Below are 15,221 nucleotides of genomic sequence, written 5' to 3' on the forward strand. Positions count from 1 at the left end.
TTCAGGCTTTGAGTCTGGCGTTTTCCGGGTCCCAGAGGGGCGCATCGCCATGAACCGTTGCGGCGAAGCGTTCGCCGAAGATTTCGATCTCGACCCGGGAGCCCGGTTTTGCACAATCCGCACGCAGCATGGCAAGGGCGATCGACTGGTCCACCCGGTGGCCCCAGCCGCCGGAGGTCGTTTCGCCGACGATTTCGTTCCCATGCCACACGGTCGACATGTAGGGCGCGTCGCAGGCGCCGGGGGTATCGAGGGTGAGGATCGCAAAGCGCTTTGTGACGCCTACCTGCTTTTCGGATGCGAGGGCGGCCTTGCCGAGGAAATCCGGCTTGTCCCACTTCACGAAGCGTTCGAGGCCGCACTGGAGAACCGAATAGTCGGTCGACAAATCCTGCTTCCAGCCGCGATACCCCTTTTCGAGGCGCAGCGAATCCAGCGCGAACATGCCGAAGGGCTTGAGGCCGTGTTTCTGGCCGGCGGCCCAGACGGCATCGAAAATCGGCGCGGTGTCTTCAATCCTGGTGTGGATTTCCCAGCCGAGTTCGCCGGCGAAGGAAACGCGGACGAGCTGGCACCATTGGCCGGCGATCTGCGCAGACTGATGGGTGAGCCAGGGACGGGACAAGTCGGCGTCAGTGATCGCGGCCAGAATGGCGCGGGAACCAGGGCCGGTGAGGATCTGGCAGGAGAAGGCGTCGGTGACGTTTTGAAGCGCGATGGCAGAGCCTTGCGGCAGATGTTTCGCCAACCACTCGAAATCGTGGAGCTCGGCAGCGGCTGCGGTGATGAGGAAGAAGAAGTCGTCGGCGACCGCCATGATCGACATCTCGGTGACGAGCCGGCCCTTTGCGTCGGCGAAATAGCCGAGGCCGATGCGGCCAGGTTTCGGCACGGCGCCGGTGATGAGCGATGCCAGCCAGTCGCGCGCGCCATCGCCCTGCACGCGGTAGCGCGAGAAGCCGGGAAGGTCGAGAATGCCTGCCGCGTCGCGTACGGTGTGACATTCCTCGCGGACGCGCTTTTGCCAGGGGCCATCGCGCTCGAAGGTCTGCGTCGCGGCCTCGGATGTGTCATCGCCGGGCTGCGCGTACCAATTGGCGCGTTCCCAGCCATTGGTCGCCCCGAACTGCGCGCCGAACGCGGCGATGCGGTCGTGAATGGCGGAGAGCTTGGCGGGTCGACCGGCCGGCCAGGCATGGCGGGGAAAGTGGATCGCGTATTCGTGGCCGTAGACCTCCATGCCCTTGGCAACCGCGTAGTCGGGCGCTGAGGCGAAGGCGGTAAAGCGGCGCGGATCGCACGACCACATGTCCCATTCGGTTGCGCCTTGCGTGACCCATTCGGCGAGCACCTTGCCGGCGCCGCCTGCCTGCGCGATGCCGAAGGTGAAGACGCAGGCCTCGAAGGCGTTCGGCACGCCCGGCATCGGGCCGATCAGCGGATTGCCATCGGGCGCATAGGGGATCGGACCGTTGATGACCTTGGAAAGCCCGGCGGTGCCGAGGATCGGGACGCGCTTCACGGCGTCTTCCAGATACCATTCCAGCCGGTCGAGATCGTCGGGGAAGAGCTGGAAGGAGAAGTCGTCCGGCATCGGATCGTCGCTCGACGCCCAATGTGCGCGGCAGTTGCGCTCGTAGGGCCCGAGATTCATGCCGGTCTTTTCCTGGCGCAGGTAATAGGAGGAATCGACGTCGCGCAGCAGCGGCAGCTTGCGGCCCGCTTCCTCCGACCAGGCGGCAAGTTCGGGGATCTCTTCAAATAAGATGTATTGATGGCTCATCACCATCATCGGTACGTCGCGGCCGAACATGCGGCCGACTTCGCCAGCGCGGTAGCCGGCGGCGTTGACGACGATTTCGCAGGCAATCTCACCTTCGGACGTCGCGAGCTTCCAAAGGTCGTTCTCGCGGCGAACGCCGGTGAGGGGGCAGAAGCGGACGATCTTCGCGCCCATGTCGCGTGCGCCCTTGGCCAGAGCCTGCGTCAACTGCGCGGGATCGATGTCGCCATCGTTCGGGTCGTAAAGCGCGCCCTTCAGGCCGTGCCTTTCGAGGAAGGGGTAGCGCGCCTTAAGCTCGTCGAGCCCGAGAAGGTCGATCTCCATTCCTTGATGGCGGCCCATGGCTTTGACGCGCGCGAACTCCTGCATCCGCTCTTTCGTGTGGGCGAGGCGCACCGAGCCGGTGACGTGATAGTTCATCGGATAGCCGACTTCGTCAGCGAGGCCGCGATAAAGCTGCGCCGAATAGCGCTGCATGTTCATGACCGACCAGGAGGACGAGAAGGTCGGGACATTGCCGGCGGCATGCCAGGTGGAGCCGGAGGTGAGCTCGTTCTTTTCAAGCAGGACGCAGTCTGTCCAGCCGGCCTTGGCAAGGTGATAAAGGGCCGAGACGCCAACGGCGCCGCCGCCGATGATCGCCACGCGGGCCTGGCTTGGCAATTCGCTCATGATGCTCCCCATTTGCCGCTCTAGCCTGCAAGCCGCGGTGGAAAAGGCAATGGGTTTGACGTTCCTGGCTCAAAGAATTTGCGTGCTGGCATGGCATGGCCTATGCCGACCTGATCCACGGGGTAGCCAAACGCGCCCGATTTGAGTCTCAAGCCGCAACGCTAGGATTTCGCATGCTGGCTCCCGACATCAATATTTCTCCGCTGGACGAAGCCGTTATCGTCGATGAAGCGATCAATTCCCGCAAGTCGGTGCGCGCCTTCCTTCCGACGCCGGTGGATGAGCAAACGGTGCGGGACATTCTGGAGATCGCCGCGCGCGCGCCCTCGGGCACGAACATGCAGCCCTGGAAGGTCTATGTCGTCACGGGCGAGAAGAAGCAGGCCATGAGTGACGCGATCCTGGGGTCCGGCATCCGCGCGGAAAAGATCGCCTGGGACGAGTACAAGTACTATCCTGACCAGTTCTTCGAGCCGTACCTTTCGCGCCGGCGCGCGGTCGGCTTCGCACTTTACAACCTGCTCGGCATCGGCAAGCGCGAAACGGAGCGCATGCGCGCCCAGCACGACCGGAATTTCACCTTCTTCGACGCCCCGGTCGGCATGATCTTCACGATCGATCGCCGACTGAACCAGGGGTCGTGGATAGACCACGGCATGTTCTTGCAGTCGATCATGATCGCTGCGCGGGGCAGGGGGCTGCATACCTGTCCGCAGGCGGCGTTCGCGCCTTATCATCGGCAGATCCGGCCGGTGCTGGGCATTCCCGATGAGGAAATCATCGTTTGCGGAATGGCCCTTGGCTACGAGGACGAATCGAAGCCTGAAAATTCTCTGAGGTCCGAACGCGCACCGCTCGAAGAGTTCGTTTCCTTCGTGAAGTGAAGCCCCAATGGCAGCGCCCCAGATACAGATCTGGGGCGCGTCGGAGGCTTTACTTGCTCAGGAAGTCGATCAGGTCCCGATTGAGCTTGTCCTTGTCGGTGAAGTGGAGGCCGTGGGGGGCGCCGTCATAGACCTTGAGCTCAGCGCTCGGCAGGAATTCCTTCACGCGATTAGCCGAGACATCGATCGGTACGGTCTGATCGTTGTCGCCGTGGATGACGAGGGTCGGGATCGAGAACTTTCGCAAATCGTCCCGGAAGTCGGTTTCGGAAAAGGCGCGAACGCAGTCGATGGTGGCCTTGGGCGAAGCCAACATCGCGAGCTGGCTCGTCCAGGCCAGCAATTCATTCGAAATCTCGAAATTGAGCATCCCGGCGCCGTAGAACGTCTTGCCGAAATCGGCGAGGAAGTGCGGCCGGTCCGCCTTGAGGCCACTGACCATCTCGTCGAATGTGCTCTTGTCGGCGCCATCGGGATTGTCGCCCGTCTTCAGCAGGAAGGGCGTGACGGAGGAGACGAGCACAGCTTTCGAGATCCGGTCGCTCCCGTATCGGCCGACATAGCGCGCGACTTCCCCGCCGCCCATCGAGAAGCCTACGAGGGAGACCTCGTTGAGGCCGAGCTCTTCGATGATCGCCTTCAGATCGTCGGCCATCGTGTCGTAATCATAGCCCGTCCATGGCTGGCTCGACCGACCGAAGCCGCGTCGGTCGTATGAGATCACGCGCATTCCGGCATCGACGAGGACGCGCGCATTGTATTCCCACATGTCGCCGTCCAGCGGCCACCCATGGATGAGAATGACGGGTTTGCCGGTGCCCCAGTCGTTGTAGAAAATCTGGGTGTCGTCGGCAGTCTTGATGAAAGGCATGAAGCAACTCCGTTTGGTTCGAGAGGCGAACCAGAACGGGCCGACTGGTGTTCCTCTAGCCAACCGTCAGAAAAAGTTGATCGTCGTGGCGTGAAGGATCAGGAACCCGTCGCCAGCCTGCATCGAGGAACACAGCCGAGATGACTGCGTCATTCAACCGTATAGCCGAACTCTTCGGCGCTTGCGCGCAGCAGGTGCCAGAAGGATCGCGCGAACGAGCGGTAGACGTAGAGGTCGAAGCGGTCGACCCCGGTGCGGTGGATGAGCGTGAAGACGTCGTGGTGCGCGGTGGATTTGGCCTGGCCGACCGGAAAGGCACCGGCTGAAAAATCGAGCGCGTAAAGTTTCGACAAAAGACGCTCCGCCCTCTCGCCCTCGACGGCGATGGCCGTGCGGCCGTGCGAGAGGTCGCAAACCGTGCCGAGATCGCTGCCGATTCTGTCGCGCAGGGTTTCGCCGCGTCCCTCGGCCTGGTCGACGACGAGCCAACGGCCGGGCGCGAAGCCGAAGGCGGCGGTGTTCTCGACGATCGCGCCCGCCCCCGGCACAGCATCGAGGTGCAGACCCGTCACGGTTTGAATGACCTTGCGCAGCGCTTCGTCCTGGCCAGGCCACGCGGCGAGTTGGACGATCGATCCGGGCTGGGTTTCCGACAGCGTCACCCCCGAGCCGCCTTCGCGATTGCCATGCGCACCGCGGCGGTAGTCGGGCTCGAGCGGGGAGACGATTTCAACCATGCATGCGGCTCCCTTCGGGATCGAAGAAGTGGTGACTGACGATTTCGACCGGGCCGTATCGGTTCCGCACGGGATCCGAGACGAAAGCGCGTTGGCCGTGGCGGGCCTTGCCGCCTTTGACGAGGGCGAGCGCGATGTATTTGCCGAGCGCCGGAGAGAAGCAGAAGCCGGTGATGTGGCCGATCGAACCGCGCGGTTCCTCGCCGAGCTGCTCCACGATGTGGCCGCCGCCCTGGAGCGGACGGTCGTCGAGCGCGACGATGCCGACGAGGCTGATGCGGTCGGGCGCGACAAGACCTTCGCGGTCGACCATGGCCGAGCCGATATAGGGCTTCTTCTTCGAAAGCATCCAGTCAAGGTAGAGATCGCGCGGCGAGGTACGCCCGTCGATCTCCGCGCCAGTGACGTGGCCCTTTTCGATGCGCAGCGTGCCGAGCGCCTCAAGCCCATAGGGTACGATGCCGAATGGCTGGCCAGCTGCCATCAGCGCATCCCAGACATGCTGGCCGTGACCTGCGCCGCAATAGACCTCATAGGCGAGTTCGCCCGAGAAAGAGAGGCGGCAGATCATGACCGGCGCCCCGGCGATCTCGCCCCTGACGATCCCCATGAAGGGCAGAGCGTCGTTGTCCACACCGGTGCTCTCGACGCAGGCTTCGAGGACGCGACGAGCGTTCGGGCCGGCGACGGCCGCGCCCGCCCACTCGTCGGTGACGGAGGTGACGTGGACGCGCAGGTCCGGCCAGACGCAGTCGAGATAGTATTCCAGATGCTGCATGACCTTGCCGGCGTTGGCCGTGGTGGTTGTCATCAGGAAATCGTGCTCGCCAAGCCGCCAAGTCGTGCCATCGTCGAAGGCGATGCCTTCCTCGCGCAACATCAGGCCGTAGCGCGCCTTGTGGACGGGGAGCGTGGAGAACATGTTGGTGTAGACGCGGTCGAGGAATTCGGCAGCGTCCGGGCCCTGGACGGCGATCTTGCCGAGCGTGGAGACGTCGACGATGCCGACGGAGGCGCGGACGGCTCGGGCTTCGCGGACATAGGCCTGCTCAACCGTCTCGCCGCCTGCGCCGTAGATCATCGGGCGATACCAAAGGCCGGCGGCATACATGCGCGCGCCGCGCGCGAGGTGCCAGTCGTGCATAGGCGTCAGCCGTTGCGGCTTGAAGTGGCCATGCCGATCTGCGGCGAGCGCGCCAAGCGAGACGGCGGAGAAGGGCGGGCGGAAGCGCGTCGTGCCGACTTCCGAGATCGGCAGCCCGCGCGCGGCGGCCATGATCGCGAGGCCCGGCACGTTGGACGATTTGCCCTGGTCGGTCGCCATGCCGAGCGTCGTATAGCGCTTCAAATGCTCGACAGACTGGAATCCCTCGCGATGGGCGAGGCGAATGTCGGAAGCGGTGACGTCGTGCTGGAGATCGACGAAGGCCTTGCCGGACTTCTTGCCGGTCGGGTGGATTTCGAACACGGGCGCTGGTTCGTACTCGATCTCGGGCTCGTTGACGGCGTGATCATCGCCGAGCGCGGCGGCGGCGGAAAATGCGCCGGTGAAAGCGCCGGCGCCGGTCCAGCGTTGCGTGGGCGACGGTGGCAGAAAGGCTCGGAGCGACTCGTCCCATTGCGGCGCGTGCCCGGCCTGGCTGGCAAGGTGAATCGCGGGCGACCAGCCGCCGGAAACAGCAAGGCAATCGACGACGATGGCCCGCGTGGCGCCATCCTTGACCTTTCCGTCGGCGAAGGGTTGGATCTCGATCTCACGCAGGCGGCGCGCGCCGGACGTGCTGGTGACGGCGTAGCCGAGCAAGAGTTCGGCGCCTGCCTCCCGTGCAAGTTCGCGCGCGGAAAGCGAGACGCCGGCGCGCACGTCGATGATGGCGGCGATCTCCGCCCCGGCATCCTTCAGCGCCAGCGCGGCTTCGTAGGCGGAATCGTTGTTTGCGAAGATCGCGATGCGCTCGCCCGGCAGAACGCCGTATTCGCTGGCGTAGCGCGCGGCGGCGGAGGCGAGCATGATTCCCGGCCGATCGTTGCCGGGGAACACGATCGGCCGCTCGAAGGCGCCTGTGGCCAGAACAACGTCCCCGGCGCGGATGGTCCAATGGCGATGGCGCGGCTCGCCGATGGCCGCGTGCGCCTTGTGGTCGCTGACACGCTCGAGCGCGCCGAGCGCATTGTCGTCGTAATAGCCCCACACCGTCGTGCGGGGCAGGAGGGTGACGTTGGGCAAGGTTGCAAGTTCGGCAATCGTGGCGGCGACCCACTCTGCTGCGGGAAGGCCATCGATGGTGGCCGACTTCCAGCGCAACGTGCCGCCGAATTCGGCCTCCTGCTCGGCAAGGAAGACGCGTTTGCCTGTCGCCGCCGCGCGCTTCGCGGCCATCAGCCCGGCGGGACCGGAGCCGACGACGAGCACGTCGCAAAAGCCGTACATCTTCTCGTAGCGATCGGTATCCGGCTCATAGCCCGCGCGGCCCAGGCCGGCGGCGCGGCGGATGAAGTGCTCGCAGAACATCCAGAAGCGCGTGCCCTTCAAGGGGCCGACGACCGGTCCCATGAAGGTCTTGTAATAGAATCCGGCTGCAAAGAGGTTCCCGGCAAGGCTGTTGAGCGCGCCGACGTCGAACGATAGCGAGGGAAAGCGGTTCTGACTCTCGACGGTGAGACCGTCGTAAAGTTCGATCTGCGTTGCGGGGATGTTCGGCTCGCGCAGCTTGCCCCTGATCACCGTGACGAGCGCGTTCGGCTCTTCGATACCGGCGGAAAAGACGCCGCGCGGGCGGTGGTACTTGAACGAGCGGCCGACGACTGAGATGCCGTTGGCCAAAAGCGCCGAGGCGAGCGTGTCCCCGGCATGGCCGGTCATCGCCGTGCCGTCGAAGGTGAAGCGGAGGCGGGTCGCGCGGTCGATCCGGCCGCCATTGTGGGCGCGGCGCGGGCTCACTTGGCGGCCTCTCGGTTCATGCTCTCGCGGGCAATGGCGACGGACTTGATCTCGTGCGTCAGCGTCGAGCGGACGACGGCCAGATGCGCGCGGCAGCCGCCGGAGTGCTGCCAGAACTCGCGATGGTCACCGGCCGTGTTGACGCGGTCGTAGACATAGGCGTTCCACGCGGACTGGTCGTTCGACATCGGGTGCGGCCGGGTGCGGTTGGCATCGCCCTGATAGGTGAATTCCGACAGGTCGCGGGGGCCGCAATAGGGGCAGGCGATCAGCATGGATGAAGCCTCAATGCCATTTGGGCGTTGCGCCCTGGCCTTTTTCGTCGATCAGGATGCCGCGCGCGAAGCGGTCGAGCGTGAAGGCGGCGTTCAAGGGGTGGGCTTCCCCGCGCGCGATCGTGTGCGCGAAGCACCAGCCGGAGGCGGGCGTCGCCTTGAAGCCGCCGTAGCACCAGCCGCAATTCAGGAACATGCCGGGCAGCGGGCCGGGCGTGATGATCGGCGATCCGTCCATCGACATGTCCATCACGCCGCCCCATGAGCGCAGCAGGCGAACGCGGGCGAGATTGGGGAACATGGCGAGAAGCTCGCTCATGACCTCCTCGACCAGCGGCAGGTTTCCGCGCTGGGCGTAGGTGTTGTAGCCGTCGAGATCCCCGCCGAACACGAGCCCGCCCTTGTCGGACTGCGAGACATAGAGATGGCCGCCGCCGAAGGTGACGACCTGGTTGATGAGCGGCTTGAGAGACTCAGAGACGAAGGCCTGGAGGACGTGGCTTTCGATCGGCAGATCGTCGATGCCGGCGAGCTTCATTACGCGGCCGGTAGAGCCGGCGACGGCGACGGCGACCTTCTTGGCGCGAATCTCGCCGCGCGTGGTGGTGACGCCGACCACGCGTTCGCCCTCGCGCAGGAAGCCGGTGACCTCGCAATTCTCAAGGATGTCGACGCCGCGCCGGTCAGCGCCGCGCGCATAGCCCCAGGCAACCGCATCGTGGCGGGCGGTGCCGGCGCGCGGCTGCAGCAGGCCGCCGAGGACGGGAAAGCGCGCCGTGGCCGACATGTCGAGGCCGGGCACCATGCGCGCGACTTCCCCGCGGCCGAGCAGGACTGCGTCGCCACCCTCGTGGCGCATCGCGTTGCCCCGGCGCGCGTGCTCGTCCATCTGGGCGGGGGAGTGGGCAAGGTTGAGAACGCCGCGCTGCGAGAACATCACGTTGTAATTCAGATCGTGGGAGAGGTTTTCCCACAGCTTCATCGAGTGCTCGTAAAAGCGGATATTGTCCGGCAAAAGGTAGTTCGAGCGCACGATCGTGGTGTTGCGGCCAATATTGCCCGAGCCGAGATAGCCCTTTTCGAGCACCGCGACATTGGTGATGCCATGCTCCTTGGCGAGGTAGTAGGCGGTCGACAGGCCGTGGCCTCCGCCGCCGATGACGATGACGTCATAGGAAGGGCGGGGGTCCGGCTTGCGCCAGGCCGGCTTCCAGTCCTCGTTTCCGGAAAGGGCGTTCCTCAGGAGGGAAAGGAACGAGTATTCGGCCATGCGGGTCCCCGCTCGAATGAAGCGTTGCGACTGGGCGACGGTATAGATCACGCCCGCGGGCCAACGCAAATAAAGCGCCATCGGCTTTCGCTATCCCGACCTATCGATGTGGCGGATCGCCAGCGTCGCGGGGCGTTTGGGCGATGTCGCAAACAGGCCTGAAAGGGACTTTCGGGCCAGCCTATTGTCCGCGAAATTCGATGCAGGCCGCACCACAAGAACTGCGCTGCCAATCTCATATTCGGGGAGCCTTCGGGGACATGAAAGACAAAGCGCGTGCGGTCGTCATCGGTGGAGGCGTGGTTGGCGTCTCGACGCTCTATCACCTCGCCAGGAAGGGCTGGTCGGACGTCGTCCTGATCGAGCGCAAGGAACTGACCTCGGGCTCGACCTGGCACGCGGCGGGGCTGCTGCCGCTCTTCAACATGAGCTATTCGGTCGGCCAGATTCACCGCTATTCGGTGAAGTTCTATCAGGAGCTTCAGGAAGAGACCGGCATGAATGTCGGCTTTTCGCAGGTCACGAATATCCGCCTCGCCCGCACCAAGGACCGCTGGGACGAATACATGTACTACGCCGGCGTCGCCGAGACGCTTGGCATCCCGGTCAATATCCTGACGCCCGGCCAGGTCAAGGAAATCTGGCCGCTGTGCGAGACGGACGGGCTTCTGGGCGCGATCCAGCATCCCGACGATGGCTATATCCAGCCGGCCGACCTGACGCAGGCGCTGGCAAAGGGCGCGCGCGACCGCGGCGCCACGATCTACCGCAACACAACCGTGACCGCGATCGAGCAGACCGCCGACGGCAAGTGGCTGGTGAAGACCGACAAGGGCGACATCGAGGCCGAGCACATCGTCTCGGCCACCGGCAATTTCGCCCGCAAGACCGGAGAGATGGTCGGGCTCAACGTGCCGGTCATTCCGGTCGAGCACCAGTACATCGTCACCGAGCCGCATCCGGCGATCGTCGAGCGACGGAAGCAGGGACTGCCGGAAATGGGCGTGCTGCGCGAGAGCGACTCGTCCTGGTACATGCGCGAGGAAAATGGCGGGCTGCTTCTTGGGCCCTACGAGCACGGCGCGCCGGTCTGCTATGTCGACGGGCCTTCTGACGATTCGGAATACGAGCTGTTCCAGGAAGAGCTCGAACGGCTGATGCCGCATATCGAAACGGCGATCGCGCGCGTGCCGGCCTTCGGTGAAGTCGGCATCAAGAAGGTCTATAACGGGGCCATCGCCTATACGCCGGACGGCTCGCCGATCATCGGGCCTGCGCCGGGGCTGAAGAATTTCTGGCTGAACGAGGGGCATTCCTTCGGCGTCACGGCCGCCGGCGGCGCCGGCTGGCAGCTTGCCGAATGGATCGTCGACGGCGAGCCGACCATCGACATGATGGGCGTCGACCCGCGCCGCTTCGGCCCCTACGCGACCGAAGGCTACCTGAAGGCGAAGAATGAGGAAGCCTACGCCAACGTCTTCACCATGCACTATCCCGACGAGGAACGCGCCGCCGCGCGCCCCTTGAAGACGACGCCGGTCTATTCGCGGCTGAAGCAGATGGGCGCGGTGTTCGGGTCGGTCTATGGTTGGGAGCGCGCCAACTGGTTTGCGCCGGAAGGTTATGAAGTGCCGGCGGCCGAACTCGGCGTCGGCGCGGACGTCCTGACCAACCACAACCATGCGCCGGCGCTGGACGATGGCCGCATCGTCGAGCGCTGGTCGTTCCGCCGCTCGAACTACTTCGACCATGTCGGCGCGGAAGTGAAGAACGTGCATGAGAATGTCGGCGTGCTCGACATGTCTGCCTTCGCCAAGATGGAAGTGTCCGGGCCGGGCGCACGCGCATGGCTGGAATCGATCCTCGCCAACAGGATCCCAAAGAAGCGCGGGCGCATCGCGCTGACGCATCTTCTGACGAAGACCGGCGGCGTCAAAAGCGAGTTCACGGTCTACGAGTGGAAGCCCGGGCGGTTCTACCTCGTCTCGGCTGGCGCTTACGAGGCGCACGATCACGACGTTCTCGCCAAGCTCGCGCCGACCGACGGTTCGGTCGTTCTCCAGCCGATCACGCAGATGTATGGCGTTCTCGTGCTGGCCGGCCCGAGGAGCCGCGACGTCCTGAAGAGGCTCACCCGCACGAGCCTGTCCAATGCCGATTTCCCTTGGCTGTCAGGCAAGGAGATCGCGGTCGGAACCGGGACGGCTCATGCGCTGCGCGTCAACTTCGTCGGCGAACTCGGCTGGGAACTGCATCACCCGATCGAGCAGCAGAATGCGATCTTCGACGCGCTGATGGAGGCAGGCGCCGAGTTCGGCATCAAGCCATTCGGCATACGCGCGATGACGGCGATGGCGATCGAGAAGAGCTATCGCCTGATCCCGCGCGAGCTCTCGATCGAGTATTCCGCCTGGGAAAGCGGGCTCGACCGTTTCGTCCATCCCGGCAAGGGCGAATTCATCGGCCGCGACGCGCTGGTGAAACTGAAGGAGACGGGTCCGAACTGGAACTTCGTCACGCTCGAGGTCCATGGCGTGACCGACTCGGACGCCCGCGGAAACGAAGCGATCCACAAGGACGGCAGGCTGGTCGGCCGTGCGACCCATGGCGGCTATGGCTGGCGGATCGGCAAGAGCATCGCGCTTGCGATGGTGAAGCCGGAAGCCGCGGCAGAGGGCACGGAACTGGAGATCACGATTCTCGGCAAGCCGCACAAGGCGACGGTGATCGCCGAAAGCCCGTTTGACCCGGAAAATGCTGCGTTGCGCACCGACGGATGAAAATTCTGACGTAACGTCATCGTGAATGGAGAAGCCCGGTATGGCCGGGCTTTTCGCTTTGTGATCGATAGAACGTGCGTATCCTCGTGACATGGCCGTGACTGTTCGAACCATGTCTTCGATCACAGGCAGCGTCACAATCACGCTGATGACGGCAAGCGTTTCCACCGACCGGGCATTCGCGGAACAGGAAATCGTCGACGTTCAGCTCGTTCTGGCAGCCGACGTTTCGCTTTCGATGTCCTATGAGGAGTTGCGCATCCAGCGCGACGGGTACGTGGCGGCGCTGACGCATGAGAGCGTGATCCAGGCGATCGAGGATGGCGCCTACGGCAAGATCGCGCTCGCGATGTTCGAATGGGCGGGGGACGAATCCCATTATCTCGTCGTGCCCTGGACGGTGATCGCCTCGCGCGAGGACGCAGAGGCCGTTGCCGCGCTTATAGGCCAGCAAAACACCAACAGCGCGCGCCGCACGTCGATCTCCGGCGCACTGGATTTTGCCGGTGACCTCTTCGCGGAGAGCAATTTCAGGGGCCTGCGCCGAGTCGTCGATATTTCCGGTGACGGACCGAACAATCAGGGTGGCCCGGTGGCCGAAGCGCGCGACCGGCTGGTGGCGCAGGGCATTGTCGTCAACGGCCTGCCGCTGATGACCAATGGCGGTATGAGCACGGTCTTCGATGTGCCGGACCTCGACGGGTACTACTCCTATTGCGTCACAGGCGGGCCGGGGTCGTTCGTTATCCCGGTCAACGACTGGGGCCAGTTCCCGGAAGCCGTCCGGCGCAAGCTGGTGCTCGAACTCGCGGGTCCCTGGTCGCCCACATGGCGGACCTATGCCGAGCGGGCCCCGGTCGTGCAGGCGGCGAATGTCGAAGAGTATGATTGCCTGATCGGCGAGAAGCGGTGGATGAACCGCAGTTGGAACTGGCCCAATCCCTAACACTTCGTCATCCTCGGGCTTGACCCGAGGATGACGAAGCGCGGGGTGGAGGCTCGCCGCGAACGCGGTCGCGGGAGTGTCTTGGCGCGGACGCCTCAGGCCACCAACAACTGGCGGCGTTCGCCGCGCTCCTGCTGCGGTGAGCGGGCGTAGACTTCGCGGTAGCACTTGGAAAAATGCGAGGCGGAGACGAAGCCGCAGGCGACGGCCACTTCGACCACCGGCATTGCCGATTGGAGCAGGAGATGCCGGGCGCGGTCGAGACGGATTTCGAGATAGTATCGCGCGGGCGAGCGGCCCATTTCCTGACGGAACAGGCGTTCGATCTGGCGGCGCGACAGGCCGACATGGTCGGCGATCTCGATCAAGGACAAGGGCTCGGTCAGGTTCGCCTCCATCAGTTCGATGATGATCAGCACCTTCGAATTCTGGACGCCGAGGCGGGCGCGCAGCGGCAGGCGCTGGCGGTCCGTGGGGCTGCGGACGCGGTCAGTCAGAACCTGTTCGCACACGCGGTTGACCAGATGCTCATCGAAATCGTCGCCGATGAGCTTCAGCATCATGTCGAGCGCGGCTGTGCCGCCGGCGCAGGTGTAGATGTTCTGGTCGACCTCGAAAAGATCGGCGAACACGTTGGCCTTCGGGAAAGCTTCGGCGAAGCCCGGCAGGTTCTCCCAATGGATCGCGCAGCGGCGGTTGGAGAGGAGGCCAGCGGCGGCGAGCACATGCGCCCCGGTGCACAGGCCGCCGATTGAGACACCGCGATTGTACTCCTCGCGCAGCCAGGCGAAGGTGGTCTTGTTGGAGTAGGTCTCGACGTTGACGCCGGAGCAGACGATGACCATGGACGGCCGATCACCGCCCGTCATTTTGCGCCGCTCGACCTCGAGCGAGGTGTCCACCGCGCACTCGACCGAATTCGACGCCTTGACGGGCTTGCCGTCGACGCTGGCGAGCCGCCACTGGTAGGCGGAATAGCCGAGCATGCGGTTGGCGGCGCGCAACGGTTCGATGGCCGTCGCAAAGGCGATCATGGTGAATTCGGGAACAAGGAAGAAGACGATCGAACGCTTGACGGTATTTCGGGCGTTCATTCCACACCTCGCCGCGGGCCGCGCGACACCGGTCTTGCCATGTCGCTTTCCGGCCAGCCTCAACAGGAAAACCCTTAGCTGTCAATGGAATGCGGCAGCTTGGTGACAGCAATTTGTCGGCAGGATTATCTAGCGGGCGCTCGACACAAAAAACCGTGCGGAACTGGCGTTCCGCACGGCATCATGTGGGCCACATGATAAAGCTCGATCAGACGAAATGTCCGAGGCGCGAGGCGTTCATTGCCCCGGTCTGGCCAGGCATGGTGCGTCCAAGGCGCTGGCGCTCAAGCGCCGTCGCAATGTTGGACGAGCGCTTCTTGACGAAAAATCGGTTCAGGAACTTCATGACACGTCTCCAGTCTTTGATGACACGCGCAACGGCCTTCGCATCGTGGAGTGGGGTCGTTCGTCGTTGCCGCAGATATAATGATGCGCTGCGCGAATTTGCGATGCAAAAGCGAAGTGCAACGATGCAAAAACGACATCCCCGGTTCCAGTTGAAGGTGTAGCACTCGCCTATCCGAGCCTCAGGCGCGGGCAGGGAGGGAATCCGTCGGGCGCACTCTCCTCGAAGGCGTCAAAAAGCGACGGGCGCAACAGATCGGTCTGCATTTCGTGCGGCAGGTTGGAGAAGAACAGGAAGGCCTGGAGTCTTCGGCGCCGTGCGCGTCGCGCTGCCAAGTGGTCGTGTAGACGCGTCAGGAAGGAGCAGATCATCGGAAGTTCCTCCCATTCCAGAAGCGGTCTTCGTCGACGCGGGAGGCGGTCCGATCGGGCCATCCGATGTCGCGGCGGGTTTCCGGCGAGAGGCTGCGCATCAACGCGTCGCTGCGCTGGCGGTGATGGATGGCGCGCAGCCCGTCTACCAGATGCGAAAAGGCGGAGAGCGTGAACATGGCAATCTCCTTTCGTTCGCTTGCTCTTCGATGGATTGACAATGCGCCGCACCCAAGGTTCAATCAAACGAA

At 64.1% G+C, this 15,221-nt stretch carries 12 protein-coding genes; 3 read left to right on the forward strand and 9 right to left on the reverse strand.

Annotated features, from left to right (window positions below):
- Window position 1: 1 nt before the first annotated feature.
- A complete protein-coding gene (locus GTK01_RS00530) occupies window positions 2-2,455 on the reverse strand; it encodes an FAD-dependent oxidoreductase (protein ID WP_252923785.1) in 2,454 nt (817 codons plus the stop codon).
- 173 nt (window positions 2,456-2,628) lie between these two features.
- Between GTK01_RS00530 and GTK01_RS00535 the strand changes: the two genes are divergently transcribed.
- On the forward strand, window positions 2,629-3,339 hold the full coding sequence (locus GTK01_RS00535; RefSeq protein ID WP_252923787.1) for a nitroreductase: 711 nt from the start codon (window positions 2,629-2,631) through the stop codon (window positions 3,337-3,339).
- Window positions 3,340-3,388: 49 nt separating this feature from the next.
- On the opposite strand, the gene GTK01_RS00540 is transcribed toward GTK01_RS00535, so the two are convergent.
- From GTK01_RS00540 to GTK01_RS00560, 5 genes are all read right to left on the reverse strand, one after another.
- Complete coding sequence (locus GTK01_RS00540) at window positions 3,389-4,210, reverse strand: alpha/beta fold hydrolase (RefSeq protein WP_252923790.1); 822 nt, start codon at window positions 4,208-4,210, stop codon at window positions 3,389-3,391.
- Between the two features lie 149 nt (window positions 4,211-4,359).
- Entirely contained in the window at window positions 4,360-4,947 is a 588-nt protein-coding gene (locus tag GTK01_RS00545) for a sarcosine oxidase subunit gamma (RefSeq protein ID WP_252923792.1), read from the reverse strand.
- A complete protein-coding gene (locus GTK01_RS00550; RefSeq protein ID WP_252923794.1) occupies window positions 4,940-7,888 on the reverse strand; it encodes a sarcosine oxidase subunit alpha family protein in 2,949 nt (982 codons plus the stop codon). Before GTK01_RS00550 ends, GTK01_RS00545 begins: the two co-directional genes overlap by 8 nt.
- Complete coding sequence (locus tag GTK01_RS00555) at window positions 7,885-8,163, reverse strand: sarcosine oxidase subunit delta (RefSeq protein ID WP_252923796.1); 279 nt, start codon at window positions 8,161-8,163, stop codon at window positions 7,885-7,887. The genes GTK01_RS00550 and GTK01_RS00555 overlap by 4 nt, the downstream gene beginning before the upstream one ends.
- Before the next feature lie 10 nt (window positions 8,164-8,173).
- Window positions 8,174-9,433, reverse strand: a complete 1,260-nt coding sequence (locus GTK01_RS00560; RefSeq protein ID WP_252923798.1) for a sarcosine oxidase subunit beta family protein — start codon at window positions 9,431-9,433, stop codon at window positions 8,174-8,176.
- 260 nt (window positions 9,434-9,693) lie between these two features.
- Here GTK01_RS00560 and GTK01_RS00565 point away from each other — a divergent pair, with 260 nt between their 5' ends.
- A complete protein-coding gene (locus tag GTK01_RS00565) occupies window positions 9,694-12,213 on the forward strand; it encodes an FAD-dependent oxidoreductase (protein WP_252923800.1) in 2,520 nt (839 codons plus the stop codon).
- Between the two features lie 112 nt (window positions 12,214-12,325).
- Window positions 12,326-13,159 carry a DUF1194 domain-containing protein gene (locus tag GTK01_RS00570; protein WP_371924229.1) on the forward strand — a complete coding sequence of 278 codons (834 nt, stop codon included), beginning with the start codon at window positions 12,326-12,328 and terminating at the stop codon, window positions 13,157-13,159.
- Window positions 13,160-13,254: 95 nt separating this feature from the next.
- On the opposite strand, the gene GTK01_RS00575 is transcribed toward GTK01_RS00570, so the two are convergent.
- The 3 genes from GTK01_RS00575 to GTK01_RS00585 form a co-directional block, all read right to left on the reverse strand.
- Window positions 13,255-14,253 (reverse strand): GlxA family transcriptional regulator, encoded by a 999-nt coding sequence (locus GTK01_RS00575; RefSeq protein ID WP_252923802.1) that lies wholly within the window; start codon window positions 14,251-14,253, stop codon window positions 13,255-13,257.
- Window positions 14,254-14,461: 208 nt separating this feature from the next.
- A complete protein-coding gene (locus GTK01_RS00580) occupies window positions 14,462-14,599 on the reverse strand; it encodes a hypothetical protein (RefSeq protein ID WP_252923804.1) in 138 nt (45 codons plus the stop codon).
- A gap of 367 nt (window positions 14,600-14,966) precedes the next feature.
- The gene (locus GTK01_RS00585) at window positions 14,967-15,149 is read right to left on the reverse strand and encodes a hypothetical protein (protein WP_252923805.1); all 183 of its coding nucleotides are present in this window, start codon (window positions 15,147-15,149) and stop codon (window positions 14,967-14,969) included.
- Window positions 15,150-15,221 lie beyond the last annotated feature (72 nt).

This window comes from Aliihoeflea sp. 40Bstr573 (genome assembly GCF_024105655.1).
GTDB lineage: Bacteria > Pseudomonadota > Alphaproteobacteria > Rhizobiales > Rhizobiaceae > Aliihoeflea.